Source organism: Cellulomonas palmilytica (assembly GCF_021590045.1).
GTDB classification, from domain to species: domain Bacteria; phylum Actinomycetota; class Actinomycetes; order Actinomycetales; family Cellulomonadaceae; genus Cellulomonas; species Cellulomonas palmilytica.
This window is the reverse complement of sequence record NZ_CP062221.1, coordinates 2,827,070-2,853,467: the sequence shown is the minus strand read 5'-3', so window position 1 is coordinate 2,853,467 and position 26,398 is coordinate 2,827,070. Positions and strand designations below refer to the sequence as shown.

Annotated in this window: 21 protein-coding genes; 14 read left to right on the top strand and 7 right to left on the bottom strand. The window is 74.2% G+C overall.

Annotated features, from left to right (window positions below; all coding sequences use genetic code 11):
- Positions 1–220 precede the first annotated feature (220 nt).
- On the top strand, positions 221–1,165 hold the full coding sequence (locus F1D97_RS12865; RefSeq protein WP_236120881.1) for an ROK family glucokinase: 945 nt from the start codon (positions 221–223) through the stop codon (positions 1,163–1,165).
- A gap of 18 nt (positions 1,166–1,183) precedes the next feature.
- Here F1D97_RS12865 and F1D97_RS12860 read toward each other — a convergent pair whose 3' ends face one another.
- A complete protein-coding gene (locus tag F1D97_RS12860; RefSeq protein WP_236120880.1) occupies positions 1,184–1,849 on the bottom strand; it encodes a hypothetical protein in 666 nt (221 codons plus the stop codon).
- Positions 1,850–1,949: 100 nt separating this feature from the next.
- On the opposite strand from F1D97_RS12860, the gene F1D97_RS12855 reads away from it, so the two are divergent.
- The 3 genes from F1D97_RS12855 (at position 1,950) to F1D97_RS12845 (ending at position 5,513) form a co-directional block, all read left to right on the top strand.
- Positions 1,950–2,750 (top strand): lysophospholipid acyltransferase family protein, encoded by an 801-nt coding sequence (locus tag F1D97_RS12855; protein ID WP_236120879.1) that lies wholly within the window; start codon positions 1,950–1,952, stop codon positions 2,748–2,750.
- Between the two features lie 193 nt (positions 2,751–2,943).
- Positions 2,944–4,164 carry a pyrophosphate--fructose-6-phosphate 1-phosphotransferase gene (locus F1D97_RS12850; protein WP_236120878.1) on the top strand — a complete coding sequence of 407 codons (1,221 nt, stop codon included), beginning with the start codon at positions 2,944–2,946 and terminating at the stop codon, positions 4,162–4,164.
- Positions 4,161–5,513, top strand: coding sequence for a class II 3-deoxy-7-phosphoheptulonate synthase (locus tag F1D97_RS12845; RefSeq protein WP_236120877.1), 1,353 nt, complete (start codon positions 4,161–4,163; stop codon positions 5,511–5,513). Before F1D97_RS12850 ends, F1D97_RS12845 begins: the two co-directional genes overlap by 4 nt.
- A 107-nt stretch (positions 5,514–5,620) precedes the next feature.
- Here the strand turns inward: F1D97_RS12845 and pknB are convergent, their stop codons facing one another.
- Together pknB and F1D97_RS12835 are read right to left on the bottom strand one after the other, a co-directional pair.
- The gene (gene pknB, locus F1D97_RS12840) at positions 5,621–7,669 is read right to left on the bottom strand and encodes a Stk1 family PASTA domain-containing Ser/Thr kinase (RefSeq protein WP_236120876.1); all 2,049 of its coding nucleotides are present in this window, start codon (positions 7,667–7,669) and stop codon (positions 5,621–5,623) included.
- Positions 7,670–7,775: 106 nt separating this feature from the next.
- Positions 7,776–8,969 carry a LysM peptidoglycan-binding domain-containing protein gene (locus F1D97_RS12835; protein WP_236120875.1) on the bottom strand — a complete coding sequence of 398 codons (1,194 nt, stop codon included), beginning with the start codon at positions 8,967–8,969 and terminating at the stop codon, positions 7,776–7,778.
- Between the two features lie 220 nt (positions 8,970–9,189).
- Between F1D97_RS12835 and F1D97_RS12830 the strand changes: the two genes are divergently transcribed.
- On the top strand, positions 9,190–9,597 hold the full coding sequence (locus F1D97_RS12830) for an Rv2175c family DNA-binding protein (protein WP_236120874.1): 408 nt from the start codon (positions 9,190–9,192) through the stop codon (positions 9,595–9,597).
- A 37-nt stretch (positions 9,598–9,634) separates the two neighbouring features.
- On the opposite strand, the gene F1D97_RS12825 is transcribed toward F1D97_RS12830, so the two are convergent.
- Together F1D97_RS12825 and F1D97_RS12820 are read right to left on the bottom strand one after the other, a co-directional pair.
- A complete protein-coding gene (locus tag F1D97_RS12825) occupies positions 9,635–10,810 on the bottom strand; it encodes a polyprenyl synthetase family protein (protein ID WP_236120873.1) in 1,176 nt (391 codons plus the stop codon).
- A 9-nt stretch (positions 10,811–10,819) separates the two neighbouring features.
- Entirely contained in the window at positions 10,820–11,341 is a 522-nt protein-coding gene (locus tag F1D97_RS12820) for a hypothetical protein (protein ID WP_236120872.1), read from the bottom strand.
- A gap of 108 nt (positions 11,342–11,449) precedes the next feature.
- On the opposite strand from F1D97_RS12820, the gene F1D97_RS12815 reads away from it, so the two are divergent.
- The 4 genes from F1D97_RS12815 (at position 11,450) to F1D97_RS12800 (ending at position 15,699) form a co-directional block, all read left to right on the top strand.
- Complete coding sequence (locus F1D97_RS12815) at positions 11,450–12,682, top strand: DUF4192 domain-containing protein (protein WP_236120871.1); 1,233 nt, start codon at positions 11,450–11,452, stop codon at positions 12,680–12,682.
- Positions 12,683–12,798: 116 nt separating this feature from the next.
- Complete coding sequence (locus F1D97_RS12810; RefSeq protein WP_236120870.1) at positions 12,799–13,191, top strand: universal stress protein; 393 nt, start codon at positions 12,799–12,801, stop codon at positions 13,189–13,191.
- A gap of 433 nt (positions 13,192–13,624) precedes the next feature.
- Positions 13,625–15,232, top strand: coding sequence for an RNA polymerase sigma factor (locus tag F1D97_RS12805; RefSeq protein ID WP_236120869.1), 1,608 nt, complete (start codon positions 13,625–13,627; stop codon positions 15,230–15,232).
- Positions 15,233–15,396: 164 nt separating this feature from the next.
- Entirely contained in the window at positions 15,397–15,699 is a 303-nt protein-coding gene (locus F1D97_RS12800) for a YciI family protein (RefSeq protein ID WP_236120868.1), read from the top strand.
- A gap of 76 nt (positions 15,700–15,775) precedes the next feature.
- Here the strand turns inward: F1D97_RS12800 and F1D97_RS12795 are convergent, their stop codons facing one another.
- Entirely contained in the window at positions 15,776–16,024 is a 249-nt protein-coding gene (locus F1D97_RS12795) for a DUF7455 domain-containing protein (RefSeq protein ID WP_236123604.1), read from the bottom strand.
- A 196-nt stretch (positions 16,025–16,220) separates the two neighbouring features.
- On the opposite strand from F1D97_RS12795, the gene F1D97_RS12790 reads away from it, so the two are divergent.
- From F1D97_RS12790 to F1D97_RS12780, 3 genes are all read left to right on the top strand, one after another.
- Positions 16,221–18,350 (top strand): DNA gyrase/topoisomerase IV subunit B, encoded by a 2,130-nt coding sequence (locus tag F1D97_RS12790; protein WP_236120867.1) that lies wholly within the window; start codon positions 16,221–16,223, stop codon positions 18,348–18,350.
- 53 nt (positions 18,351–18,403) lie between these two features.
- Positions 18,404–19,441 (top strand): GNAT family N-acetyltransferase, encoded by a 1,038-nt coding sequence (locus F1D97_RS12785; protein ID WP_236120866.1) that lies wholly within the window; start codon positions 18,404–18,406, stop codon positions 19,439–19,441.
- A gap of 124 nt (positions 19,442–19,565) precedes the next feature.
- Positions 19,566–20,327, top strand: coding sequence for a lysoplasmalogenase (locus F1D97_RS12780; RefSeq protein WP_236120865.1), 762 nt, complete (start codon positions 19,566–19,568; stop codon positions 20,325–20,327).
- Positions 20,328–20,365: 38 nt separating this feature from the next.
- On the opposite strand, the gene F1D97_RS12775 is transcribed toward F1D97_RS12780, so the two are convergent.
- A complete protein-coding gene (locus tag F1D97_RS12775) occupies positions 20,366–22,852 on the bottom strand; it encodes a DNA gyrase/topoisomerase IV subunit A (RefSeq protein ID WP_236120864.1) in 2,487 nt (828 codons plus the stop codon).
- A 130-nt stretch (positions 22,853–22,982) separates the two neighbouring features.
- Here F1D97_RS12775 and F1D97_RS12770 point away from each other — a divergent pair, with 130 nt between their 5' ends.
- Both F1D97_RS12770 and F1D97_RS12765 read left to right on the top strand, forming a co-directional pair.
- The gene (locus F1D97_RS12770) at positions 22,983–25,754 is read left to right on the top strand and encodes a GNAT family N-acetyltransferase (protein ID WP_236120863.1); all 2,772 of its coding nucleotides are present in this window, start codon (positions 22,983–22,985) and stop codon (positions 25,752–25,754) included.
- Positions 25,755–25,822: 68 nt separating this feature from the next.
- Positions 25,823–26,395: a DUF5998 family protein gene (locus F1D97_RS12765; RefSeq protein WP_236120862.1), complete on the top strand. Its 573-nt coding sequence runs from the start codon at positions 25,823–25,825 to the stop codon at positions 26,393–26,395.
- Positions 26,396–26,398 lie beyond the last annotated feature (3 nt).

Genomic DNA, 26,398 nt, shown 5'->3' with positions numbered 1-26,398 from the left:
GTTAACCTCGCGTGGTCGCCCGGACGGACTCGCGTACGAGCGTGCCCGGGTTGGCGCTAGCGTGGGGGCGCCGGGCGCACGCCGTCAACGACGGCCTCGCAGCCGTCGCGGCCGAACCACCGGCGTCACCGGCGGAACCACCGGCCGGACGACCGGCCGAACCACCGGCCACGGCGTCAGCCGCGGCCGCAGCACACACTTCATCGGGAGCACGAGACGCATGCACGCCATCGGGGTGGACATCGGCGGGACGAAGATCGCCGTCGGTGTGGTCGACGACGAGGGTCGGATCCTGGCGAAGACGCGCCGTGACACCGAGCCCGACGACGTCGCGAGCATCGACGCGGCGATCGCGGACGCGTACGCGGAGCTCGCGGCCCAGCACAAGGTCGGTGCGATCGGCCTCGCCGCCGCCGGGTTCGTCGCGGCGGACCGGTCGGGCGTGCTGTTCGCGCCGAACATCGCGTGGCGCGAGTACCCGCTGCGCGACCGGATCGCGGCGCTCGTCGAGGACAGGGTCGAGATCGTCGTCGAGAACGACGCGAACGCCGCGGGCTGGGCCGAGTTCCGCTTCGGCGCGGCGCGCGACGTGGACGACATGCTGACGCTGACGATCGGCACGGGCCTCGGCGGTGCGGTCGTGTCCAACGGCACGCTGGTGCGCGGCTTCGCCGGCGTCGCGGCCGAGGTCGGCCACATGCGCGTCGTCCCCGGCGGGCACTACTGCGGCTGCGGCCACGAGGGCTGCTGGGAGCAGTACGCGTCGGGCAGCGCGCTCGTGCGCGACGCGCAGGCCGCCGCCGTGGCGTACCCGGACCGCGCGGTCCGCATCCTCGAGCTCGCGGGCGGCTCGGCCGAGAAGATCGTCGGCCCCCACGTCACGCAGGCGGCTCAGGAGGGCGACGAGCTCGCGGTGCAGCTCCTCGCGGAGCTGGGCCGGTGGGTCGGCGAGGGCGCGGCGTCCGTCGCGGCGCTGCTCGACCCCGCGATGATCGTGATCGGTGGCGGCGTGGCCGCAGCCGGGGACCTCGTCCTCGAGCCTGCGCGCAAGGGCTTCGCCGACCAGCTCTCGGCGCGCGGCCACCGTCCCGAGGCGACGATCGTCGTCGCGTCGATGGGCAACGACGCGGGCATCGTCGGCGCGGCCGACCTCGCCCGGCTCTGACGCCCGCCGGTCCGGCGGTCAGACGACCGCGCCGTCGTCGTCCTGGCGCTCGCGGCGCTGCGGCATCCGCCACAGCAGCACCGCGACGCCCAGGACGAAGACGATGCACGCGGCCTGCACGAGGGCGGCGGGGGCGTCGCGCCACACGATGAGGATGACGAGCAGCAGCAGGGGCATCCCGGCTGCCGCGAACCAGGCCATGGTGAGCAGCGGGTCGCCGCCGAGCACGGGGCCCGGCTCGGGCGGCACGAAACCCTCCTGCGCGTCGACGTCGTCCTCGGCGTCGTCGTACTGGGAGGTGCCGTCCCAGTCGCGACCGCTCGCCGACGCGAGCGGGTCGCTCGGCGCGTCGGGCCCGGGGGCGGGGCGCACGACGCGCGCCCGGTCGAACGGCGAGTCGACGCCCGGCGCCACCGGGAAGTCGAGGCCGCCGCGGGACGCGGTCTCCGCCGCGCTCTCGACGTCCTCGAGCTGCGCGACGATCCGCGCCCAGTCGTCGTCGTCGACCGGCGCGTCCGGGTCCGGACGGGTGGTGCCGGCCGCGTCGGCGGTGGGGACGTCCGCGGCGTCCTGCCCGGAGCCCGCCTCGGGCGCCGGCTCGACACGCTCGTCCGAGCGCTCGTCCCAGGGCTCGTCCGGGCTGTCGTCCGGGCGCTCGTCGGGTCGGTCGGAGCGAGCAGCCATGAGAGCACTCTAGAGTCGGACCAGCGGTCCTGGCGGTCCGCACGGGCGGCCGAGGGTCGTCCGGCGGCGAGCGCCGCCGACGGTGCAGGAAGGTGAACCCTTGTTCTACTGGTTGATGAAGCGGATCTTCGTGGGTCCGTTGCTGCACCTCGTGTACCGGCCGTGGATCCGCGGTGAGCAGAACATCCCCGCGGAGGGCGCGGCGATCCTGGCGAGCAACCACCTCGCGGTGATCGACTCGTTCTTCCTGCCGCTGATGCTGGACCGAGAGCTCGTGTTCATCGGCAAGCAGGAGTACTTCTCCGGCCGCGGCATCAAGGGCCGGCTCACCGCGGGTTTCATGCGCGGGGTCGGGACGATCCCGGTCGACCGCGGCGGCGGCAAGGCGTCCGAGGCGGCCCTGCGCACGGGTCTGCGGCGCCTGCAGGAGGGAGACCTGTTCGGGATCTACCCCGAGGGCACCCGCAGCCCCGACGGCCGGCTGTACCGCGGGAAGACCGGTGTCGCGCGCCTCGCGCTCGAGTCGGGTGCGCCCGTGATCCCCGTGGCGATGATCGGCACGAACGTCGCGCAGCCGCTGGGGCGCACGATCCCGAAGATCATGCGCATCGGCATGGTCGTGGGCGAGCCGTTGGACTTCTCGCGCTACAAGGGCATGGAGAACGACCGCTTCATCCTGCGGTCGGTCACCGACGAGATCATGTACGCGATCATGAGCCTGTCCGGCCAGGAGTACGTGGACGTGTACGCGGCGACCCAGAAGGCCCGCATCGCGGCGGGTGTCGCCGACGAGAAGCCCGCGGACACCGAGCCGCGCGCGGCCGCGCCGGGCGGTCGCCCCGTGCCCGACGTCCAGGTTCCGGTCCCTCCGAAGGACGAGGGCGAGCCGTCAGTAGGATGACCCGGACGCCCGTCGCGCACGGTCGTCGTCGTCGAGCCGCGGGACGTGACCGCGTGCCCGGCCCCGTGTCCAGCCGATAGTCCCGCTAGTCCCGCCGTCCCCCGTAGAAGGTCCCGGTCGCGCCTCGCGTCCGCCGCCTAGGGTCACCGGCGTCCCGCAGGGTCGTCCTGCAGCTCAACGGAAGGTGCCTGTCATGTCGGTCCGTCGCGTCGCCCTCCTCACCGCGGGTGGCTTCGCCCCGTGCCTCTCGTCCGCCGTCGGTGGCCTCATCGAGCGCTACACCGAGATCGCTCCGGACGTCGAGATCATCGCGTACGAGCACGGGTACTACGGGCTGCTGCGCGGCGACAAGATCGTCATCGACGCGGAGACCCGCAAGAAGGCCGGGATCCTGCACCGCTTCGGCGGCTCGCCGATCGGCAACTCGCGCGTCAAGCTCACGAACGCCAAGGACTGCGTCAAGCGCGGCCTCGTCGCCGAGGGCCAGGACCCGCTGCAGGTCGCCGCCGAGCAGCTCAAGGCGGACGGCGTCGACGTGCTGCACACGATCGGCGGCGACGACACGAACACCACCGCGGCGGACCTCGCGGCGTACCTCGCGGAGAACGACTACGGGCTGACCGTCGTCGGCCTGCCGAAGACGATCGACAACGACGTGGTGCCGATCCGCCAGTCGCTGGGCGCCTGGACCGCCGCCGAGGAGGCCGCGGGCTTCGCCGCGAACATCATCGGCGAGCACCGCAGCGGCCCGCGCATGCTGATCGTGCACGAGGTCATGGGCCGGCACTGCGGCTGGCTCACCGCCGCGGCCGCGGTCGAGTACCGCAAGTGGCTCGACCAGCAGGAGTGGGTGCCCGGCATCGGCCTGTCGCGCGAGCGCTGGGACGTGCACGCCGTCTTCGTGCCCGAGCTCGCGATCGACATCGACGCCGAGGCGGAGCGCCTCAAGGGCATCATGGACTCGCAGGGCAACGTCAACATCTTCCTGTCGGAGGGTGCGGGCATGCACGAGATCGTCGACCAGCTCACCGCGGCGGGCACGCCCCCGGAGCGCGACCCGTTCGGTCACGTCAAGCTCGACACGATCAACCCGGGTCAGTGGTTCGCGAAGCAGTTCGCCGAGAAGCTGGGCGCCGAGAAGGTCATGGTCCAGAAGTCCGGCTACTACTCGCGCGCCGCGGCGGCCAACGCCGAGGACCTGCGCCTCATCAAGTCCATGACGGACCTCGCGGTCGAGTGCGCGCTGCGCGGCGAGGCCGGCGTCATCGGTCACGACGAGGAGCGCGGCGACGTGCTGCGTGCGATCGAGTTCCCGCGCATCGCGGGCGGCAAGGCGTTCGACGTCTCGCAGCCCTGGTTCGGTGAGCTGCTGGCGGACATCGGCCAGCCGTTGGTCCCGGCGAGTCACGCATGAGCGTCACGCCCGACCCCACGGTCGTCGAGGGCCTCGACGCCTGGCGGTCGCTGCCCACGCTCCAGCAGCCGGTCTGGCCCGACAAGGACGCGCTGAGGCGCGCGACCGACAAGCTCGCGTCGCTGCCGCCGCTCGTCTTCGCGGGCGAGGCCGACGCGCTGCGCGCTCAGCTCGCCGCCGCGGGCCGGGGTGAGGCGTTCGTCCTCGTCGGCGGGGACTGCGCCGAGACGTTCGCCGACGCGACGGCCGACAACATCCGCAACAAGATCAAGACGATCCTGCAGATGGCCGTCGTGCTGACGTACGGCGCGAGCATGCCGGTCGTGAAGATCGGGCGCATGGCGGGGCAGTACGCCAAGCCGCGCTCGTCGGACACCGAGACGCGCGACGGGGTGACGCTGCCGGCGTTCCGCGGCGACATCGTCAACGGGTTCGACTTCACGCCCGAGGCGCGCACGCCGGACCCGCAGCGGCTGCTGGAGGCGTACCACACGTCGGCGGCGACGCTGAACCTCATCCGGGCGTTCACCACGGGGGGCTTCGCGTCGCTGCTGCGGGTGCACGAGTGGAACCGGGGCTTCACGCAGACGCCCGCGTACGCACGGTACGAGGTGCTGGCCGCCGAGATCGACCGGGCCATCCGGTTCATGGCGGCGTGCGGTGCCGACTTCGACCAGCTGCGCACGGTTGACTTCTACTCGAGCCACGAGGGGCTGCTGCTCGACTACGAGCGTCCGCTCACGCGGATCGACTCGCGCACGGGCCTGCCGTACGACTGCTCGGCGCACTTCGTGTGGATCGGCGAGCGCACGCGTCAGCTGGACGGCGCGCACGTGGACTTCTTCTCGCGTCTGCAGAACCCGATCGGCGTGAAGCTCGGCCCGACGGCATCGGCGGACGACGCGCTCGCGCTGCTCGACAAGCTGAACCCGACGGGTGAGGCCGGCCGGATCACGTTCGTGACCCGCATGGGTGCGAGCAAGGTCCGCGACCTGCTGCCGGGCCTGGTCGAGAAGGTCGCGGCCGACGGCCGCCCGGTCACGTGGGTGTGCGACCCGATGCACGGCAACGGCATCACGTCCGCGACGGGGTACAAGACCCGCCGCTTCTCGGACGTCATGGACGAGGTCGCGGGGTTCTTCGAGGTGCACCGCGCGCTCGGCACGGTCCCGGGTGGTCTGCTCATCGAGCTCACCGGTGACGACGTGACCGAGGTGCTCGGCGGCTCGGTCGAGATCGACGACGAGCGGCTCGCGGAGCGGTACGAGACGCTCGTCGACCCGCGGCTCAACCACCAGCAGTCGCTCGAGCTCGCGTTCCAGGTCGGGGAGCTGCTGCGCTCGTCCTGACCTCCGACGGGCGGCACGACGAACGGCACGAACGGCACAGGGCCGGATCCGCTCCCGGGCGGGTCCGGCCCATCGTCGTCCCAGCCGTCGGGTGCTTCGCGGGGTCGTCAGGTGATGGTGAGGACGATGACGGTTCCCTTGGGGTGCATGGACCCGCCGCCGGGCTCCTGACCGACCACGAAGCCGAGGCCGAAGTACGTCGCCGCGTGCCGGACCTCGACCTCGAACCCGGCCGCCTTGAGCGTGTCCGTCGCGGACCCGATGCCGTTGCGCATGACGTTCGGCACCTCGAACAGCTCGGGGCCCTTCGACACGACGAGCGTCACGGTGTCGCCGCGGTGGCCCTTGGTGCCGCCCTCGGGGGACTGCCGGATCACCGCCCCGGCCTTCACCGTCGAGCTGAACTCCTCGGTCGTCCTGACCTTGAGGCCGTCCTCCTTGAGCTGCTTGGAGGCGGTCTTGGCGTCGGCGCCGACCTGCGACGTGATCGTCACCGGCGCGGGGCCCTTGGAGGTCGTGAGGGTGACGACGGTGTGGCGGACGGTGCGCTCGCCCGCCTTGGCGGATGTCCCGTCCGGGAGCACCGCCGAGACGACGACGCCGAGCCCCGCCTTGTCGTCGTACACCGGGTCGGCGTAGTCGACCTCGAGGTCCGCGTCCACGAGGGCCGCCTCGGCGTCGGCCTGGAGCGCGCCGACGACGCCGTCGGGCAGGTCCACGTAGTCCGGACCCTTGGAGATCGTGACCTCGACCGTGCCGTCCTTGCGGACCTTGTCGCCGGGCGCGGGCACGCTCGTGACGACGAGCCCCTTGTCGACGTCGCTCGAGAACTCCGAGGTCGTCGTGGACTCGAGGCCGACCGCGTGGAGCGCGGCGCGTGCCGCCTCCGCGCTCGTCCCGGCGATCTCGGGCACGGTCGTGTACGCGCCGGGCCCGGCCGCGACGTACCACCAGCCGGCGCCGCCGAGCCCGAGGGCCACCAGGACGGCGAGCACCGCGGCGAGCAGCCGCCGGCGAGCGCGGCGCGCGGGCGGGGGCGGTGGGGGCGGGGTGGCGGGCGTGATCGCGCGGGGCGTGACGGCGCGGGGCCCGCCGAGCCCGATCGGCAGCGCGACGGTCGAGCCGCGCGGCAGGTCCGCGATGCGGACGGTCGAGCCGTCGGCGTGCTCGTCAGACCTGTCGTCGGACCTGTCGTCGGACTCGGTGCGCTCGTCGTCGGGCAGCGGCGTCTCGTCGGGGTCCGTCGCGGCGGGCAGCACGATCGACGGGGCGACGTCGGCACGCCGTGCGAGCGTCGCGTCGTCGAGCTCGGCGCGCGCGCGGCGCAGCAGGCCCACTGCGGCCGCGGCGTCGACGGGGCGGTCGTCGGCGTCGCGCGCGGCGAGTGCGCGGACCAGGTCGTCGATCTCGACCGGCAGCCAGTCGGCGTCGTCGGACGGCGCGGGCAGGTCGCTGTTGACGTGCTGGTAGGCGACCTGGATGGGCGTCTCGCCGACGAACGGCTGCCGGCCGGTGAGCATCTCGAACAGGAGGATCCCGCACGCGTACACGTCGGTGCGGGCGTCGCTCGCTCCGCGCACCACGAGCTCGGGTGCGAGGTAGGCGACCGTGCCCAGGACCGTGCCGGTCGTGGTGGACGTGACCTCGGTGACGGCGCGGGCGAGCCCGAAGTCGGCGAGCTTGATGCGCCCGTCCGTCGCGAGCAGCACGTTCTCGGGCTTGATGTCGCGGTGCACGAGGTCGCCCCGGTGCGCCGCGGCGAGCGCGTCGAGCACCGACTCGGTGATGCGCAGGGCCTCGGCGACCGTGAGCGCACCCTGCTCGGCGAGCCGTCGGCGCAGGTTGGACCCGTCGACGTACTCCATCGTGAGGTAGCTGGTCTCGCCGTCGACCCCCTGGTCGAACACCGCGACGAGGCCCGGGTGGGTCAGCCGGGCGGCCGCGCGCGCCTCGCGCCGGAACCGTGCGACGAAGTCCGCGCCGGACGAGCCCTCCGCGAGGTGCGGGTGCATGACCTTGAGCGCGACGTCACGGTCGAGCCGACGGTCCACCGCGAGGTACACGGTCGCCATGCCGCCGCGCGCGATGCGGGACACGACCTCGTACCGGCCGTCGACCAGACGGCCGACGAGCGGATCGGTGACGGCGGTTCCCACGCGGCGAGTCTACGTTCGGCGGGCGCCCGGTCCGGGTATTGGGGCGAGCGTCACGCGCGCGTCGTCGTCCCGTGCCGTGCCGTGCGGTGACCGGTCACGGGACCGGTCAGCGGAAGCGGGCCATCAGGGTCTGGACGTTCGCGGCGTAGCGGCGCGTGTCCGAGAACATGCCGTACTTCCGCACCGACGCGGCACCCTGGTAGTAGCCCGCGATCGCGCTGGGCAGGTCCGGGGACATGCGCACCAGGGCGCGCAGGATCACGACGCCGGCCGTGACGTTGTCGTCCGGGTCCAGCAGGTTGAGCTGGCGTCCGACGATGCTCGACGCCCAGTCGCCCGAGCTCGGGATGACCTGCATGGTGCCGATCGCGTTGGCGGGGGAGACCGCGGTGTGGTTGAACCCCGACTCCTGGAACGCGATGGCCTGCGCCAGCGCGGGGTCGAGCCCGTAGGCGCGTGCGGTCGCGGCGACCTTGGCCTGCATCTGCGCCTTGGACGGGACGCCGGCCGCGAGCAGGGCGCGCTTGTTGGCGTTCGCGGCGTCGACGACGTCGCGCGCGTACGTGCGGCCCTCGAACGTCGACCCGACGAGCGGGCGGCCCGTCGTGGGCGCGGGCGAGGAGGACGCGGTCCCGCCCACGCGCAGCGTCTGGCCGATCCGGATCATCGCGTTCGGGCCGAGCCCGTTGGCCGAGACGACCGCCGAGACGCTCGTGCCGAACCGCGCCGCGATGGCCGAGACCGTGTCGCCCGCACGGACCGTGTAGGTCGAGGACGGCGTGCTCGTGCGGGCGCGCGGAGCGGCGCCGGAGCCGGTGCCGGGGATGGTGAGCGTCTGGCCCTCGATGATGAGGCCGTCGGCGCGCAGGTGGTTCGCCGCGATGATCGCCCTGACGGTCGTGCCGGTCCGCGCCGCGATGCCGGAGACGGTCTCGCCGGCGCGCACGACGTGGCGTGCCGCCTGCGGGGGCGCGCTCGGCGTGCGCGCGGTCGAGCGGGAGGTGGCGCTCGGGATGGTGAGGACCTGCCCGGCGCGGATGCGCGAGGGGTCGGCGAGCGCGTTGGCGCGCGTGATGGCGGCGATGCTCGACCCGGTGCGCGTCGCGATGTGGCTCACGGTGTCGCCGTCGCGCACGGTGTACGAGTCGTCCGCGTGGGCCGCCCCGGACGTGGAGACCGAGATCGCGACGAGCGCGAGCGTGGCGCCCGTGCCGCTCGCGGCCCGGCGTGCGGTCCGACGACGACCGGCACGCTCGGAGCGGTCCTGCTCACGGCGTGCGGCTGCGGTGCTCGAGGCCATGACGCCCCCCTGAACGATGTGACACGAGTCAAGAGACGTGACTGGTGTGGCTGATGTGACAGAAGTGAAACTAGCCGACACGCCGAGAGCGCGAAACCCCGCGTGTCGCGTGCCACCCGGACGGCGGCACGCCACGACCGCCTCTCACGCACCCGCCGGGCCCCTGCGGCGCGCCGCTCCCGTGCTCCCGACGCGGGCGCGCGCTGCGTAGGCTGACCCCGTGAGCGAGACCCTCGACCCGCACGCGGCTGCCGCCGACGCCCTCGTCGACTCCTGGTTGACCCTGCCCGACGTCGCCGAGCGCGTCGGCCTGGACGTCGGCAAGGTCCGGCGCCTGGTCCAGGAGCGCAAGCTCGTCGGGATCCGGCGCGGAGAGCCGCGCGTCCTGTCCGTCCCGGAGAAGTTCCTCGTCGAGGGGCAGTCGGACCACCCGGCTGCGGTGGGCGCGTGGAGCCCGCTGCCGTGGCTGCAGGGCACGATCACCGTCCTCGCCGACGCCGGGTTCTCCGACGCCGAGGCGATCGCGTGGCTCTTCACGCCTGACGACACGCTCCCGGGCACGCCGATCGACGCGCTGCGCGCCGGTCAGAAGACCGAGATCCGGCGCCGCGCGCAGGCCGAGCTCTAGCCCCGCCGGCGGGGGCCGGGACGCACACCGGTCGCCGTCAGACGTGCCGGTCGACCGCCGCGTGCGCGAGGCGCGTGAGCACGTCCGCGGCGTCCGTCGGCCACGGCTGCGCGGCGACGAGCGCGAGCGCCTCGCCCGCGAGCTCGCCGATGAGGCGCTCGACCTCGTCGACCGCACCCGTCGCCCGGATCGCCTCGGCCACGCGCGCGACCCGCGCGTCGTCGAGCGTGCGGTCGCCGAGGCACGCGCCGAGCAGGTCGCCCGTCGCGGGGTCGCCGTGCTCGCGCGCGCGTCGCACGGCGCGTGCGACGAGGACCGTGCGCTTGCCCTCGCGGACGTCGTCGCCCGCGGGCTTGCCCGTCGTCGCCGGGTCGCCGAACACGCCGAGCACGTCGTCGCGCAGCTGGAACGCCTCACCGAGCGGCAGGCCGATCGCGCGCACGGTCGCGAGCCGGTCGTCGTCGGCGTCCGCCAGCGCCGCGCCGAGCGAGAGCGGGTGCTCGACGCTGTAGCGCGCCGACTTCGCGCGGATCACCTCGCGCGCCCGCTCCTCGTCGGCCGCCGGGTCGCGGCCCCACGGCTGGGACTGCGCGAGGACGTCGAGGTACTGACCCACGGTCACCTCGGTGCGCATGAGGTCGAAGACCGCGCGCGCCCGCTGCTGCCGCGCGCGGGGGAGCGTCTCGACCGCGAGCGCGAACTCCTGCTCGCTCGCGACGAGCGCGAGGTCGCCCAGGAGGATCGCCGCCGACGCGCCGAACCGGACCGCGTCGCCCTGCAGGCCGAGCTCGTCGTGCAGGTCGGCGAACGCACGGTGGGCGGCGGGCCGGCCTCGGCGCGTGTCCGAGTCGTCCATGACGTCGTCGTGGAACAGCGCGGCCGCCTGGAACAGCTCCAGCGCCGCGCCCACGCGCAGGACGGCCGCGGCGTCCGGGCCGGTGGGGTCGCCGCCGTGCGCGCGCCACGACCACCAGCAGAACGCGGCGCGCAGGCGCTTGCCGCCCGACAGCATCCCCTCGACGGCGTCGGCGAGGCGGTGGGCGTCGGAGCTGATCGCGTCGAGCGTGCCGCGCAGCTGGACGACGTGCTGCGCGAGCAGCTCGTCGACCACGCCGCGGACCCCTTCGAGGTCGACGAGCGTGCGGACGTCGCTCGCGCCGGACGGGGATGCCGGGGACGCCGGGGACGTCGGGGACTGCGCGGGGCTGCTCACCACGGCAGCCTAGGGGACCACCACGCGGCCGCCGAGCGTGAGCGTGCGGACCCCGTCGCGGTCGAGCACCGCGACGGTGAGGACCTCGCCGGACTCGCGCGCGAACGTGGACTCCGCCGCGACGCCCGTCGGCGGCGTCGCGACCGGCGCCTCCGTGAAGCCCGCCTTCGTGAGCGCCTCCCGCAGGTCGGCCATGAGCTCGTCGGCCGCGAGGGACGTGCGCAGGTTGAGGCTGAGCGTCGTCGTCCCGTCGTCGCCGTCCGGCTCGGCGGACGACACGAGGATCTGCGCGTCGGACGGCAGCGGCACCAGGTCCGGCGGGAAGTCCTCGGCGAGCTCACCGACGACCGCGTGCTCGTCGTCGGGCGCCTCGAACGTCGCCTCGGGCGTGGCCTCGGGCTCGGCCAGCAGGGAGTGCTCGTCGGCGTCGAGCGTCGGGTCCAGGCGCGCGGGCTGCGAGCTCGCGCACCCGCTCACGGCGAGCAGTGCGGCGACCGCCACGGCGGCGGTGCGGGTCGTGGTCCGGAGCACCGCGACAGCCTAGCCGCGACCCGACCCCAGGCCGCCGTGCCGTGCGCACGTTCCACAGGTCGGGGGAGCGGCGCCCCATGCGCGACCCGGGTGCGGTGGGCTGCCGTCATGACGGCGACCACGACGCTGCGGGTGAACGAGCCCCGCGAGATCCTCTCCCTGCTCCCGTACCGGCTCGGCTTCCGACCGCGCGACAGCGCGGTCGCGGTGAGCCTGCGCGCACCCCGCGGTCGTGTCGGCGTCGTGATGCGCGTCGACCTGCCCGCGCTCGCCGACCCCGACGTGGGCGCGCAGGTGGCCCGCGCGACCGTGGCGGTCATGGGGCGCGACCGGGCGCAGGGCACGCTGCTCGTCGTCTACACCGACGCGGACCCCCGCATGGCGGACGACGACGAGGCCCGCGCGCTCGCACGAGCGGTCGCGCACTACCGCGAGGCCGCTGACGCTCCGCTCGGCGAGGTCGCGGTGTGGGTCGTGACGTCGACCGGGTACCTGTCGTACGACTGCGCGCGCTCGTGCTGCCCGCCCGGTGGCCGGCCGCTGCGCGAGCTCGAGTCGACGCAGGTCTCGGCGCGCATGGTGCTCGAGGGCGCGACGGTCGCGAGCTCGCGCGACGACCTCGTGCGCATCCCGCTCGCGGACCCGCAGCGCCGGCGCGTCGTGGCGCGCGCCCGGCAGCGCTGGGAGCGTCGCGCCGCGCAGGCGCGCGCCGACGGCCCGGCCGCGTGCGAGCAGTGGCGCCTGGGTGCCGTCGCGGCCTGGCGGTCCGCCGTCGACCTCGTCGCGGGTCGCGCGCCGGCGGGGACTCCCGCGCCGTGGGGCAGGCTCGAGGCGGGCCTGCAGGACCGTCGGGTCCGTGACGCGGTGCTCGCGTCGTTCGTGCCCGGCGTCGGTGACCTGCCTGAGCGCAGCGTCCGCGGCGAGCGGCCGAGCGTCGCGGTCGACGCGGCGATGCAGCAGGTCACCGCCCGGATCGTGCGCTCGGGCTCGGCGCTCCCGCCGCCCGAGCCGCTGGTCCGGCTGCACGAGGAGACGCTCGAGGCGCTCGTGGCGCACGGCCGGCGCGACACCCAGGCGCCCGCGCTGTGCCTGCTCGCGCTGCTCGCGTGGTGGCGCGGCGACGGGGCACGGGCGCAGATCCTCCTCGACCGCGCGCTGCACGACGACCCGGACTACCGGCTCGCGGTCCTGCTGGGCTCCGCCCTCTCGGCCGGGCTGGGGCCGGGGTGGACGCGCGACGACGCCCACGAGCCGGACCCCGGTGACGCCGTGACCGGCGCGGACGCGGGCCACGACGACCACGCGCCGGACCCCGGGGACCGGGGCGGGCCGCCGGTGTAGCCGGACGAGGCGGGACGAGTCGACCGTCCGCGGCGGGAACGACGCGCGTCAGCGCAGGTGGAGCCGGGGGCCGCGCGGCGGTACGGTCCTCGCACGGGCGACGGAAGGGGCTCAGCATGGGCATCGTGGTCGGCTACCTGGCGACGCCGGAGGGCCGCGCCGCGCTGGACGCGGCGGTGCAGGAGGCGAGCATCCGCGGCCGGAGCGTGGTGGTCGTGGTGAGCTCGCGCGCCGACGAGCGCGCCGAGCAGCGTGCCCTGCTCGAGTCGGAGCTCGCGGGCGTGGACGCGGACCTCACGGAGCGCGGCGTGCCGCACGAGGTGCGGCTGCTCGACGGCGGCGACGTCGCCGACGACCTCATCGCGACCGCCGAGGAGACCGGGGCCGAGCTCGTCGTGATCGGGCTGCGCCAGCGCAGCCCCGTGGGCAAGCTCATCCTCGGGGCGAACGCGCAGCGCGTGCTGTTCGACGCGCCCTGCCCGGTCCTGACGGTCAAGCCCAAGGACTGACCGCAAGGACTGACCGCAAGGACTGACCGCAAGGACTGACCGCAAGGACTGACCGCAAGGACTGACCGCGAGGACTGGCGCGGATGCTCGCTCCGGGACGCGCACCGGAGCGCCGGCTGGGCCGTTCGGGTGAACGCGCGGGTACCCGAGCCCGTCGGGAATCCTGCGGGCGGTCCGCGCGTTGGGTGGGGTGGACGTCCCGGCGTCGCCACCGACCCGGCCGCGTGAGAGGACGCCACCCGTGCGCCGCGCGCGCCGACGAGGGTTCGCCCCGCTCGTCCCCCCGCGGCCGCGACGAGCATCCTGCCGAGCGCTCCCACCCGGTCGTCGCGCACACGTGTGCGCAGGACGACTCGGCGGTGGCCGCGGCTCGGTACAATATCCGTCTACCACCCGGCCTCGTCGCCGGTGTCGTGCTGCCGAAAGGTCGTTCGTGTCGTCCCAGACCCCGCATCCCGCACTCCCTCGTGAGTTCGAGCACCCTGCGCTGCAGGACCTCGTGGTCAGGGGCCGTACCCACGGCTCCGTCGGAGCCGCCGAGGTCCGCTCGGCGTGCGAGCAGGCCGGCGTCGAGGACGCCAAGCGGCTGAAGGCCGTCGTGCGTGGCCTCGCCACCGCCGGCGTCACGGTGAGCGACGCGGTCGCGCCGAAGGTCGCCGCCGCGACGAGCGCCAAGACGCGCACCACCGCGAAGGCCGCCGTCGCGAAGACCGCGACGAAGCCGGCCGCGAAGGCCGTCAAGGCGGTTGCTGCCGCCGACGAGGAGGAGACGGGCGCCACGCCCGCCGCCGCGCGTGCCGCGAAGGCGAAGCCCGCTGCCAAGTCGGCGGCGAAGGGCGGCACGAAGACCACCGCCAAGGGCGCGAAGACCGCGGCCAAGGGCAAGGACGACGACGAGCCCGCCGAGGACGACGAGGACGTCGAGATCGAGGAGATCGACGAGGCGGACCTCGAGGTCGACGCCGAGGCCGAGGTCGAGGCGGACGCCGACGCGAGCGACGACGACGCCGAGGAGGAGAAGCCGGCCGCGCCGGCGGCGGCGAAGGCGACCGAGGAGTCCGAGGACTCGGGCTTCGTCTACTCCGACGCGGACGACGACGACGCCCCCGCGCAGCAGGTCGTCACCGCGGGTGCCACGGCTGACCCGGTCAAGGACTACCTCAAGCAGATCGGCAAGGTCGCGCTGCTGAACGCGGAGCAGGAGGTCGAGCTCGCCAAGCGCATCGAGGCCGGCCTGTTCGCGGAGGAGCGCCTCGGCTCGGGCGTCGCGATGGAGCCCAAGCTGCGCCGCGAGCTCGAGTGGATCGCGGGTGACGGCCGTCGCGCCAAGAACCACCTGCTCGAGGCCAACCTGCGCCTCGTCGTCTCGCTCGCCAAGCGGTACACCGGCCGCGGCATGCTGTTCCTGGACCTGATCCAGGAGGGCAACCTGGGCCTCATCCGCGCGGTCGAGAAGTTCGACTACACCAAGGGCTACAAGTTCTCGACGTACGCCACGTGGTGGATCCGCCAGGCCATCACGCGTGCGATGGCCGACCAGGCGCGCACCATCCGCATCCCGGTGCACATGGTCGAGGTCATCAACAAGCTCGCGCGCGTGCAGCGCCAGATGCTCCAGGACCTGGGCCGCGAGCCCACGCCGGAGGAGCTGGCCAAGGAGCTGGACATGACGCCCGAGAAGGTCGTCGAGGTCCAGAAGTACGGCCGCGAGCCGATCTCGCTGCACACGCCCCTCGGTGAGGACGGCGACAGCGAGTTCGGTGACCTCATCGAGGACTCCGAGGCCGTCGTGCCCGCGGACGCGGTGAGCTTCACGCTCCTGCAGGAGCAGCTCCACCAGGTGCTCGACACGCTCTCCGAGCGTGAGGCGGGCGTCGTCTCGATGCGCTTCGGCCTCACCGACGGCCAGCCGAAGACGCTCGACGAGATCGGCAAGGTCTACGGCGTGACGCGTGAGCGCATCCGTCAGATCGAGTCGAAGACGATGTCGAAGCTGCGCCACCCGTCGCGCTCGCAGGTCCTGCGCGACTACCTGGACTGATCGACGACCGCGCGGTCGCCCCGCGCGTGTCGCACGTCGCGAGCCCTCGCACCCACGGGTGCGGGGGCTCGCGTGCGTCCCGAGGTGCGTGCCAAGGTCGTGACGGGGCCGTCGTCGACCGGCGCACACGGGGTGCGGCACAGGTGGCGCGTGAGGAGCGGGCGATGCGGGCGAAGCGTTGGGTGGTGCTGTACGAGTCGGGACCGGACATCGTGCGGCGGACCGAGCCGTACATGGCCGAGCACGTCGCCAACTTCGAGCGGCTCGCCGCGTCGGGGGAGCTCGTCAGCATCGGGACGTTCGCCGACCCGCAGGCGGACGGTGCGATGACGGTGCTGGTGTCGCTGGACGCCGCGCGGCGATTCGTCGAGGGTGACCCGTTCGTGCGCGAGGGGCTGGTGCGCTACCGGGTGCTGGAGTGGACGGACCTGTACGCCCGCGAACCGTCCGGGCCCGGCGACGCCTAGGCGGACGTGCGTGAGGAGAGGCCGAACGACACGAGGCCCGGACCTGTGCGGTCCGGGCCCCGTCGTCGAGGTCGCGTCAGCGGGCTGCGCCGGCGCCGTGCTCCTCGAGGAGTCGGTCGGTCTCGTCGTGCACCTCGGTCGCCAGGGCGGCGAACTTGGGCGCGTGCTCGCGCGCGTGGTGCGCGCAGAACAGCAGCTCGCCCACGGGGAGCACCACGCGGACATAGGCCTGTGCGCCGCACCGGTCGCAGCGGTCGGCGGCGGTGAGGGGCTGGGTCGTCGTCGCTGTCACGCTCCCATACAACCATCCGGGGGCGAGATCCATCCCCTCGGAGGCGGGTGGTTCGCTCACCGCGTACCCAAACGTCACACGATCGTGACGGACGCGACACGCAAGGGACCTTCGGCACGGGGTCGCGCAGGTCGGGACGGCCCGGCCGGGCGTCGTGCGCACCGCCGAGCCGCACGCCGTGCGGCATGGCGGCGAGGGAGGGTGGGTGGGCGCGGCTACCATCGCACGCGTGACGACGACCTCCTCGCGCTCGGACTACACCGCTCGGCACCTGTCGGTGCTCGAAGGTCTCGAGGCCGTCCGCAAGCGCCCCGGCATGTACATCGGCACGACCGACAGCCGCGGGCTCATGCACTGCCTCTGGGAGATCATCGACAACGCGGTCGACGAGGCCCTCGCCGGGCACGGCGACCGGATCGAGGTCGTGCTGCACGCCGACACCTCCGTCGAGGTCCGCGACAACGCACGCGGCATCCCGGTCGACGTCGAGCCGAAGACCGGTCTGACGGGTGTCGAGGTCGTGTTCACGAAGCTGCACGCGGGCGGCAAGTTCGGCGGCGGGTCGTACGGCGCGTCGGGCGGTCTGCACGGCGTGGGTGCCTCGGTCGTCAACGCGCTGTCGTCGCGCCTGGACGTCGAGGTCGACCGCGACGGCAGGACGCACTGCATGACGTTCCACCGCGGCGAGCCGGGCGTCTACGACGACGCGGCGGGGCGCACGCCCGAGTCGCCGTTCGAGCCGTTCGTCTCGGGCTCCGAGCTCGCGGTCGTCGGCAAGGTCGCCAAGGCCCGCACCGGGACGCGCGTGCGGTACTGGGCGGACCGGCAGATCTTCCCCAAGTCCGCGGTGTTCGCGTACGACGAGCTCGTCACGCGCGCGAGGCAGACGAGCTTCCTGGTGCCGGGGCTGACGATCGTCGTGCGCGACGAGCGCGGGCTCGCGGGCACCCCGGGCGAGCACGGGCCGCACGAGGAGACGTTCTGCCACACGGGTGGCGTCGTGGACTTCGTCGACCACCTCGCGCCCGACGCGCCCGTGACCGAGACGTGGCACCTGACGGGCTCCGGGTCGTTCACCGAGACGGTCCCCGTGCTCGACGAGAAGGGCCACATGACGCCGCGCGAGGTGCAGCGCACGTGCGAGGTGGACGTCGCGCTGCGCTGGGGGACGGGCTACGACACCGAGCTGCGGACGTTCGTCAACATCATCTCGACGCCCAAGGGCGGCACGCACCAGGCCGGGTTCGAGTCCGGGCTGCTCAAGACGCTGCGCAAGCAGGTCGAGGCCAACGCACGCAAGCTGAAGATCAGCGCGAAGGACGCGGCGACCGAGCGCATCGAGAAGGAGGACGTGCTCGCGGGGATGACCGCGGTGCTCACGGTGCGCCTCGCGGAGCCGCAGTTCGAGGGCCAGACCAAGGAGGTCCTGGGCACCGGTCCCGTGCGCGGGATCGTGAGCAAGGTCGTCGAGAAGGAGATCACCGCGCTGTTCTCCTCGACGAAGCGCGAGCACAAGGCGCACACGGCGGCGCTGCTCGAGAAGGTCGTCGGTGAGATGCGCGCGCGCCTGTCCGCGCGCAAGCAGAAGGAGATCTCGCGCCGCAAGAACGCGCTCGAGTCGTCGTCGCTGCCGGCCAAGCTCGCGGACTGCCGGATCGACGACGTGGAGCGCAGCGAGCTGTTCATCGTCGAGGGGGACTCGGCGCTCGGCACGGCCAAGCTCGCGCGCTCGTCGGACTTCCAGGCGCTCCTGCCGATCCGCGGCAAGATCCTCAACGTCCAGAAGGCGTCCGTCACGGACATGCTGAAGAACGCGGAGTGCGCCGCGATCATCCAGGTGATCGGCGCGGGGTCGGGGCGCACGTTCGACCTCGAGGCGGCGCGCTACGGGAAGATCGTGCTGATGACGGACGCCGACGTCGACGGCGCGCACATCCGCACGCTGCTGCTGACGCTGTTCTTCCGGTACATGCGCCCCCTCGTCGAGAACGGCCGCGTGTACGCGGCGGTCCCGCCGCTGCACCGCATCGAGCTCACGGGCGTGCGCGGCGACGGCGACAAGTACATCTACACGTACTCCGAGGCCGAGCTCGCGGCGACGCTCAAGAAGCTCGACAAGGCCGGCAAGCGCTACAAGGACGACATCCAGCGCTACAAGGGCCTCGGTGAGATGGACGCCGACCAGCTCGCGGAGACGACGATGGACCCGCGCCACCGGACGCTGCGCCGGGTGACGGTCGAGGCGGCGCAGCGCGCCGAGGAGATCTTCGAGCTCCTCATGGGATCGGACGTCGCGCCGCGCAAGGACTTCATCGTCGCGGGCGCGCACGCGCTCGACCGCGCACGCATCGACGCCTGACGCTTCGCCTTATCCGGTTGCCCAGGACGCGCCCCGGGACCGAGGCTGTGCCCATGTCCACCGACACCACCGCGCTGCGCCCGATCGCCGAGCGCGCCCAGGCGCCCGCCACGGTCCGGGTGCCGTCCGACGCGTCCGGGCTGTCCTGGCGTCCGCTCGCGCCGTCCGACATCCCGTCGCTGACCCGGCTGGTCAACGACATCGAGGTCGCCGACGCCGAGCCGTTCCGCACCTCGACCGAGGAGGTCGCCGAACGGTTCGAGGGCTCCGACAAGGACATCGCGAAGGACACGCTCGCGGGGGTCGACGCGTCCGGTGAGCTGCGCGCGTGGGCGTTCGTCGTCCAGCCGTCCGGTGACGTGAGCGTCGTGCGGACGTTCCTCGAGGGCGGGGTGCACCCGCAGTGGCGCGGCCGCGGCATCGGGCGCGAGCTGCTCGCGTGGGAGGTCGACCGCGCGCGGCAGCTGCTCGCCGCGACGGGCAAGGACGTCCCGGGGCGCATCGGAGCGTTCGCGTCGGAGCAGGCGACCGCCACGATCGCCCTCCTGCAGGCTGCGGGACTGACGCCCGTGCGCGCCTACCACGAGATGCGCCGACCGCTCGACGTCGCACTCCCGGACGCGACGATGCCCGACGGGGTGCGCGTGGAGAGCTGGTCCGACGCGCGCGACGAGCCCACGCGGCTCGCGCACAACGAGGCGTTCGCGTCGCACTGGGGGAGCCAGCCGCGCACCCCGGAGTCGTGGCAGGAGGGGCGCGCCCAGTTCGCGCCGGCGTGGAGCCTGCTCGCGGTCGACGAGGCGAGCGACGAGGTCGCGGGCTACCTGGTCGCCGGACGCTACGAGCAGGACTGGGAGGTCGCCGGCTACAGCTCGGGCTACGTCGAGCTGCTCGGCGTGCGCCCCGCGTGGCGCGGGCGGGGGATCGCGCCGGCGCTGCTGACCGCGTTCATGGGTCGGCTGCGCGACGAGGGGATCCAGTTCGCGGAGCTCGGCGTCGACACGGAGAACCGCTCGGGGGCCCTCGGGCTGTACACCGGGCTCGGCTTCGAGGCGTTCCACGGCTCGAAGCTGTACTCGATCGAGCTCTGAGCGACGCGCGACGGCACGCCCTGACCAGGCGTGCCGTCGTCCCGGGTGCCGGAGGTAGCATCGCGTCCGGCGGACGACGAGGTCCGCCGTCGTGCTGCCGGGGTACCGGCGGGAAGGACGCCCGATGCCCTCGTCGGCCGTGCTGCGGTCGTGGTCCGTCGCCTACGTCGTGCTCGTCGCGACGCACCTCGGTGCGCTGCTCGCGGACGCCGACCCGCTCGCCGACGTGACGCAGTGCCTCCTGATGCCCGCCCTCGCCGGTGTGCTCGTCGCCGCGACCCGCTGGCCGCGGGGGCACGTGGTGACGTGGGCGCTCGCGGCTCTCGGGGCGTCGTTCCTCGGCGACGCGGTGCCGCGGCTGCTCACGGGGGACGCGGCGTTCCTCGCGATGGTCGGGTGCTTCCTTCTCGCGCAGGTCGCGTACGTGGTCGCGTTCGCGCCGCGCGTGCGCCGCAGCGTCGTGCGCACGGCACCGGCGTGGCTCGCGGCGTACGCCGTCGTGCTCGTCGTGCTCGTGGCGGTGTGCGCGCCGCACGCGGGGACGCTGCTCGTGCCCGTCGCCGTGTACGGCGGCGTGCTGACCGCGATGGCGGTGCTCGCGACGGGGCTCGGGCGGGTCGGGGCGGTCGGCGGCGCGGTGTTCCTGGTGTCGGACGCGCTCATCGCGCTCGGTCGGTTCGTGCCCGGCTGGGACCTCGCGGGGCACGACGTGTGGGTCATGCTCACCTACACCGTCGGTCAGGCGCTGCTCGTCGTGGCGGTCGCACGCGACAACCGGGAGCGTCGCCGCGCGCGTCCCGTCGTCCGCGTGGTGCGCCCGGCGTCGCCGCGCGACGTGGACAACGTGGTCGCGCTCGTCGCGGTGCGCCGCGGCCTACGGGTCTGAGCACGAGCCCGCCGCGGCGCACCGGGGTGCGGTGAGGCTCAGCCGATGGCGTGCACGGGCGCGTGGAGCGCGACGCCCGACATGTCACGTCGCGGGTCGAGGGCCGGCAGCTCGACGGGCTGACCCGCCGAACCGCACGCCCACGCGGGCGCCACGCCGACCCACGCGAGCAGGAGCGCGTCCTCGCCCTTGAGGAACCGGTGCGAACGCACACCGCCCGTCGCGCGGCCCTTGCCCGGGTAGACCTCGAACGGCGAGACCTTCGCCGAGCCGGCCTGCGTGCCGGGCAGCGCCGACGACGAGCCCGCGACGGTCACGACGACGGCCTCGCCGACGCGGGCGGCGGGCACGCCCGCGAACGCCACGACGCGCTGGCCCGCGGCGAGCTTGATGCCCGCCATGCCCCCGGCGGAACGGCCCTGCGGCCGGACCTGCGAGGCCGCGAAGTGCAGCAGCGACGCGTCCGACGAGACGAGCACGAGCTCGTCGTCGTCCGCGACGTGCGCGGCGCCGACGACCTCGTCGCCGTCCTTGAGGGAGACGACCTCCCACGCGTCCTTGTTGTTCGGCACGTCGCCGGCGGCGACGCGCTTGACCACGCCCTGCGCGGTGGCGAGCGCGAGCGTCGGGGCGTCGTCGGCGAGGGACGCGAGCGCGACGACGCGCTCACCCGGCTCGAGCGCGACGACCTCGCCGAGCGGCACGCCGCCGCCGAGCGACGGCGCACCGTTCGTCGGGGGCAGCGCCGGCAGGTCGAGCACCGACAGGCGGACCATGCGCCCGCGCGACGTGACCACCCCGATCTCGGCGCGCGCGGTCGTCGCGACGACCGAGGCGAGCACGTCGTGCTTCGAGCGGCGCGCGTCGGCCGCGCGCTCGACGGGCTCGTCGGTCGCGGTGCGCGCGAGCAGGCCGGTGCCGGACAGCAGCGCCCAGCACGGGGTGTCGGCGATCTCGAGCGAGGGCGCCGCCGCCGCGCGCGAGCCCTTCGCGGCCGGCGCGCCGGTCAGCGCGGTGCCGCCCGCGGACTCGAGCAGGATCGTGCGGCGCGGCGTGCCGTACGTCGCGGCGGCCTGCTCCATCTCGTCGGACACCAGCGTGCGCAGGCGCGCGTCGTCGGCGAGCACCGCGCGCAGCTCGGCGATCTCCGACTCCAGCTGCTCCTTCTCGCGCTCGAGCTCGAGACGCGAGAACTTCGTGAGGCGGCGCAGGCGCAGCTCGAGGATGTACTCGGCCTGCGGCTCGGACAGGTCGAACACGACGCGCAGGCGCGAGCGCGCGGCCTCGGCGTCGTCGGACGAGCGGATGACCTGGATGACCTCGTCGATGTCGAGGATCGCGACCAGCAGGCCCTCGACGAGGTGCAGGCGCTCGAGGCGCTTGTCGAGCCGGTGCTGCGAGCGGCGGCGCACGACCGAGAGCCGGTGCCCGACCCACACCTCGAGCAGCTCGCGCAGGCCGAGCGTGCGCGGCTGGCCGTCCACGAGCGCGACGTTGTTGATCGAGAACGAGTCCTCGAGCGGCGTCGCGCGGTACAGCTGCTCGAGCACCGCGTCGGGGTCGAAGCCCGTCTTGACCTCGATGACCAGGCGCAGGCCGTGCGCGCGGTCCGTGAGGTCGACGACGTCCGAGATGCCGGAGAGCTTCTTGGCCTGCACGCCCTCCTTGATCTTCTCGATGACCTTCTCGGGACCGACCGTGTACGGCAGCTCGGTCACGACGATGCCCTTGCGGCGCGGCGTGACGTTCTCGATGCGCGCGGTCGCGCGCGTGCGGAACGCGCCACGTCCCGTGCGGTACGCGTCGCGCACGCCGTCGAGCCCGACGATCTTGCCGCCCGTCGGCAGGTCCGGCCCCGGCACGAACCGCATGAGGTCCTCGAGCGTCGCGTCGGGGTGCATCACGAGGTGGCGCGCGGCGGCGACGACCTCGACGAGGTTGTGCGGCGCCATGTTCGTCGCCATGCCGACCGCGATGCCGGACGCGCCGTTGACCAGCAGGTTCGGCAGCGCCGCGGGCAGCACCTCGGGCTGGGTGAGCTTGTTGTCGTAGTTCGGCACGAAGTCGACGACGTCCTCGTCGAGGTCCGCGGTCATCGCGGTCGCGGCCGGGGCCATGCGGGCCTCGGTGTACCGGGGCGCGGCCGGGCCGTCGTCGAGCGAGCCGAAGTTGCCGTGCCCGTCGACCAGCGGCAGGCGCAGGCTGAACGGCTGCGCGAGGCGCACCATCGCGTCGTAGATCGCCGCGTCGCCGTGCGGGTGCAGCTTGCCCATGACCTCGCCGACGACGCGCGCCGACTTCACGTACGGCCGGTCGGGGCGCAGGCCCATGTCGGCCATCTGGAACAGGATGCGCCGCTGCACGGGCTTGAGGCCGTCGCGCGCGTCGGGCAGCGCGCGCGAGTAGATGACCGAGTACGCGTACTCGAGGAACGAGCCCTCCATCTCGGTCGCGACGTCGATGTCGACGATCTTCTCGACGAGGTCCTCGGGCGGGAGGTTCGGGGTCGCGGGGCGACGCGCCATGGGTGGATGCGCTCCTCGGGTGCTACGGACGGCTGCGTGGGCCGGGCCGGGCCGGCCCACGGTCGACGCACATTGTCGCCCGAACCGGGAGGTGGCCGTGCCAGGCGCGCGGGATCGCTAGCCTGACGGGATGGACGAGCAGGCGGCCCGCGAGGAGGCGGAGGCCCGGTACCCGGCCGCGTGGGAGGCCGACGTCGTCCTCCAGGACGGCGGGACCGCACGCGTGCGGCCGATCCTCCCGTCGGACGCGGACGCGCTGCAGGCGTTCCACGTCGCGCAGTCCGAGCGCTCCACGTACCTGCGGTTCTTCGCGCACCTCGAGCGACTGCCCGAGAGGGACCTGCGCCGGCTCGTGACGGTCGACCACGACGCGCGCGTCGCGCTCGTCGCGACCGTCGCGGACGACGAGCCGCCCGGCTACCGGATCATCGGCGTCGCCCGGTACGACCGGCTCGACGACGACGAGGCCGAGGTCGCGTTCAACGTGTCCGACGCGCACCAGGGCCGCGGCGTCGGGTCGGTGCTGCTCGAGCACCTCGCCGCGGCGGCGCGCGAGCGCGGCGTGCGCCGGTTCGTCGCGGAGGTCCTGCCGCAGAACGGCCGCATGCTCGCGGTGTTCCGCGACGCGGGGTACGAGGTCCGCCAGCACGCCGAGGACGGTGTGGTCGCGCTCGGGTTCGACATCGACCCCACCGACCGTTCGCTCGCGGTCATGGCGGACCGCGAGCACCGCTCGGAGGCCCGCTCGATGCGCGCCGTGCTCGGCGCGCGCTCGGTGCTCGTCGTCGGACCCGTGCTGCCGGGCACCGCGCACCCGCGGCCGCTGCACGTGGGGATCGCCCGCGCGCTCGTCGCGCACCTCGCGCTCGCGGACCCGAACGTCCGCGTGCAGTCCGTGGGCACCGACCCGCTGCCGGACGAGCCGAGCGACGCCGACACCGACGCCGGCCGGTCCGCAGGCATCGCTGCCGCGTTCGCGCACGTCACCGGACCCGTCGACCTCGCCGTCCTCGCGGTCCCCGCGGCGAGCGCGCCCGCCGTCGTGCGCGCGGTCGCGCAGACGGGCGCGCGTGCGGTGGTCCTGACGAGCACGGGGTACGCCGAGACGGGACCCGACGGGCTCGCGCTGCAGCGCGAGGTGCTCGCCGCCGCGCACGGCGCCGGCCTGCGCGTCATCGGGCCGGGCTCCTACGGCGTCGTGTCGCTCGGTGAGGACGGGGCGCTCAACGCCTCGCTCGCCGACGAGCTGCCGCAGCCCGGACGCCTCGGCCTGTTCAGCCAGTCCGCCGCGCTCGCCGTGCCGCTGCTGGCCGCCGTGCGTCGCCGGGGGCTCGGGCTCGCCGAGTTCGTCTCCGCCGGGCACCGCGCGGACGTGTCGGGCAACGACCTCATGCAGTTCTGGGCCGACGACGAGGGCACGGACGTCGTCGGGCTCTACCTCGAGTCGATCGGCAACCCGCGCAAGTTCTCCCGCGTCGCGCGGCGCCTCGCGCTCGCCAAGCCCGTGATCGTGCTGACCGCCGGACGCTCGGGGCACGTCGTGCCGCCCGGGCACGCGGTCCGCGCGACGCAGGCGCCCGCGCGCGTCGTCGACGAGCTCATGCGCCAGTCGGGCGTGATCCGGGTCGAGAACACGCACCAGATGCTCGACGTCGCGCAGGTGCTGACCGCGCAGCCGCTGCCCGCCGGCCGGCGCGTCGCCGTGGTGTCGAGCTCGTCGTCGGTCGCGGCGCTCGTCGCCGAGGCGGCGTCCTCCGCCGGGCTCGTCGTCGCGGGCGCCCAGGTGCTGCCCGAGGACGCGACCGACGAGGCCGCCGAGGCCCAGGTGCGGGCCGCGCTCGAGGACGACGACGTGGACGTCGTCATCGTCGTGCGGATCCCGCTCGTCGGCGGGCCCGACCTCGCGTTCGCGCGGACCGTCGCACGCGTCGCCGCGACCAGCGGCAAGACCGTCGTGGCGTGCATGCTCGGCCTGCACGGCGTGACCGACGCGCTCACGGCACCCGACGCCGACGGGACGCCGCGCACCGTCCCGGCGTACGCGACCCCCGAGGACGCCGCGCTCGCGCTGGGCCGCGCCGCGCGCTACGCCGCGTGGCGCGCACGCGACCACGGCCTGCCGCTGCACCCCGAGGGCGCGGACCTGCGCGCCGCGGGCCGTCTCGTGCGCGGGTGGCTGGCCACGGCGACGGAGGTGGCGGGGGAGCGCGAGGTCGTCCTGACCGCACCGCAGGCCGCGCAGCTCCTCGCGACCGTCGGCGTGCACGTCCTGCCGTCGACCCCCGTGCACGACGCCGACGAGGCGGTCGCCGCCGCCCGGGCGATCGGGTACCCCGTCGCGCTCAAGACGACGGTCCCGGCGCTGCGGCACCGCGCCGACCTCGGCGGCATCCGGCTCGACGTGGCCGACGACGTGGAGCTGCGCGCCGACGTCGCGGAGGTGCTCGCGCTCGCGGCGCAGCACCGCGGTGAGCCGGGCGCCGCGCCGCTGGAGGTGCAGGCGATGGCGCCGCGCGGCTCGTCGTGCGTGCTGCGCACCGTCGAGGACCCGCTGTACGGGCCGGTGCTCAGCCTCGGGATGTCGGGCGACGCGTCCGACCTGCTCGGGGACGTGTCCTACGGCATCCCGCCGCTCACCGACGTGGACGTGGCCGACCTCGTGCGGGCGCCGCGCGCCGCGCCGCGGCTGTTCGGGTACCGCGGCCTGCCGCCGCTCGACGTCGCGGCGCTCGAGGACGTCGTCGCACGCGTCGCGGTGCTGTCCGACGCGCTGCCCGAGATCCGCGGCCTCGAGCTCAACCCGGTCGTCGTCGCCGAACGGGGCGCGGTCGCGCTCGCGGCCCGGGCCACGCTCGCGCACGCCGACCGCGCCGACACGACCCGCCGCCTGCAGCGCGGCTGACCCCCGTGTGTCCACACGCACGTCCCGGACGCTGGGGCGCAGCGGCCGACCGGTGCGAGGATGTGCAGATGCCCGCAGCTTCTCGCTCCCTCCACGAGGACCTGTACCGCGCCGGGTACTACCCGGAGCTCGTCGCCGACGTCCTCGACGTCGCGCTCGCCGACGAGCCGGTCATGGCGCACCTCGTCCACCCCGAGACGACGTTCGACTCCGCCGAGGTGCGCCGGCACGTGACGGTGCTCGTCCTGACGCCCACGCGCCTCGTGTGCGCGCACGTGGACGACCACCCCGCCGACTCCGAGCACCCGTCGTCCGCGGCGTCCGCCACCACCGAGTCCGTGCCGCTGAGCGAGCTGCGCTCGGTCGTCCTCACGCACGTCGTGGAGCGGCCCGAGCGGCACAGCGCGGGCAAGCCGACGCTCGAGCTCACGCTCGCGATCGGGTGGGGTGCGGTGTCCCGCGTCGACCTCGAGCCCGCGTCGTGCGGTGACCCCGCGTGCGAGGCGGACCACGGCTACACCGGCACGCTCGCGCCCGACGACGTCGTGGTCCGCGTGAGCGCCGCGGCCGAGGGCTCCGAGTCCGTGCGCGCCGCGACGCAGTTCGCGCGCACGCTGTCCGCGGCGAGCGCGCGGCGCTGACGT

Excerpts from the sequence above, each read along its gene's own strand:
- F1D97_RS12865 (WP_236120881.1), top strand. The coding sequence starts at position 221 with ATGCACGCCATCGGGGTGGACATCGGCGGGACGAAGATCGCCGTCGGT.
- F1D97_RS12860 (WP_236120880.1), bottom strand. The coding sequence starts at position 1,849 with ATGGCTGCTCGCTCCGACCGACCCGACGAGCGCCCGGACGACAGCCCG.
- F1D97_RS12850 (WP_236120878.1), top strand. The coding sequence starts at position 2,944 with ATGTCGGTCCGTCGCGTCGCCCTCCTCACCGCGGGTGGCTTCGCCCCG.
- F1D97_RS12845 (WP_236120877.1), top strand. The coding sequence starts at position 4,161 with ATGAGCGTCACGCCCGACCCCACGGTCGTCGAGGGCCTCGACGCCTGG.
- F1D97_RS12835 (WP_236120875.1), bottom strand. The coding sequence starts at position 8,969 with ATGGCCTCGAGCACCGCAGCCGCACGCCGTGAGCAGGACCGCTCCGAG.
- F1D97_RS12815 (WP_236120871.1), top strand. The coding sequence starts at position 11,450 with ATGACGGCGACCACGACGCTGCGGGTGAACGAGCCCCGCGAGATCCTC.
- F1D97_RS12810 (WP_236120870.1), top strand. The coding sequence starts at position 12,799 with ATGGGCATCGTGGTCGGCTACCTGGCGACGCCGGAGGGCCGCGCCGCG.
- F1D97_RS12800 (WP_236120868.1), top strand. The coding sequence starts at position 15,397 with ATGCGGGCGAAGCGTTGGGTGGTGCTGTACGAGTCGGGACCGGACATC.
- F1D97_RS12795 (WP_236123604.1), bottom strand. The coding sequence starts at position 16,024 with ATGGATCTCGCCCCCGGATGGTTGTATGGGAGCGTGACAGCGACGACG.
- F1D97_RS12785 (WP_236120866.1), top strand. The coding sequence starts at position 18,404 with ATGTCCACCGACACCACCGCGCTGCGCCCGATCGCCGAGCGCGCCCAG.
- F1D97_RS12780 (WP_236120865.1), top strand. The coding sequence starts at position 19,566 with ATGCCCTCGTCGGCCGTGCTGCGGTCGTGGTCCGTCGCCTACGTCGTG.
- F1D97_RS12775 (WP_236120864.1), bottom strand. The coding sequence starts at position 22,852 with ATGGCGCGTCGCCCCGCGACCCCGAACCTCCCGCCCGAGGACCTCGTC.
- F1D97_RS12770 (WP_236120863.1), top strand. The coding sequence starts at position 22,983 with ATGGACGAGCAGGCGGCCCGCGAGGAGGCGGAGGCCCGGTACCCGGCC.
- F1D97_RS12765 (WP_236120862.1), top strand. The coding sequence starts at position 25,823 with ATGCCCGCAGCTTCTCGCTCCCTCCACGAGGACCTGTACCGCGCCGGG.